This window comes from Pseudomonas sp. BN414 (genome assembly GCF_029871275.1).
GTDB lineage: Bacteria > Pseudomonadota > Gammaproteobacteria > Pseudomonadales > Pseudomonadaceae > Metapseudomonas > Metapseudomonas resinovorans_C.
In genome coordinates this window covers 1-772 of sequence record NZ_SSOL01000002.1, presented here as the reverse complement: position 1 = coordinate 772, position 772 = coordinate 1, and the positions used below count along the sequence as shown (strand labels likewise).

The 772-nt window shown below is 63.3% G+C and carries 1 protein-coding gene and 1 pseudogene; both read right to left on the bottom strand.

Annotated features, from left to right (window positions below):
• Positions 1 to 206, bottom strand: a pseudogene (locus E8E95_RS00015) (pyrroloquinoline quinone biosynthesis protein B); the annotation flags it as partial.
• Between the two features lie 46 nt (positions 207 to 252).
• Positions 253 to 324 (bottom strand): pyrroloquinoline quinone precursor peptide PqqA, encoded by a 72-nt coding sequence (pqqA, locus tag E8E95_RS00010; RefSeq protein ID WP_072432761.1) that lies wholly within the window; start codon positions 322 to 324, stop codon positions 253 to 255.
• Positions 325 to 772: the final 448 nt, after the last annotated feature.

Here is a 772-nt window from a genome sequence, read left to right as displayed (position 1 = left end):
GGCGGGAAGGCGTCGAGCTGGGCGCGGATATCGGGGGAGGCGTTGCACAGCACCCAGTCGACGCCATTGGCGCTGAGGGCGATGGAGGACTGGCTGCGCGGCTGCGCACGGACCTTGCCGCTGCGTACGCCGGCGCAATTGCGGCAGTTGCAGTTCCACTGGGGGAAGCCGCCGCCGGCGGCCGAGCCGAGAATCTGGATGTGCATGGGAGTTGCCCTGGCGGGGGCCCCGGCTGGGCCGGGGCGATGCGGATCAGCGGTTGGCGAAGTACAGGGTGACTTCGAAACCAATGCGCAGATCGGTAAAGGCGGGTTTAGTCCACATGGAGCCATCCTCTTGTTATGTCGCCGGAGGATTCCGGCAAGGCCAGTTAAACACCGGTCCGGAGGGGCCCGAATGGTACTTTCGGAGGAGATTTGCTCGTGATTTGGTAGGGGCCGGGGCGGGCCGCGTTCGGATGAGGGAAGCATCCGGCGGGCTGGGTGTTCGGAATGGCAGACCTTCGGCCTGCTTGGCGAATGAATTCGCCCCTACAGGTTTAGCGCCCAGGGGGAGGATGTAGCAGGTAGGTTGGGCAGAGCGCAGCGAAGCCCAACAATCGGAGTTTGACCCTGGCACGTTGGGCTTCGCTGCGCTCTGCCACAACCTACGGGAAGGTGCTCCATGAAATAAAAAACGCGGCCGAGGCCGCGTTCTTTTCAGGTGCCGAGGATCAGAAGAAGCCCAGCGGGTTGATGTCGTAGCTCACCAGCAGGTTCTTGGTCTGCTGGTA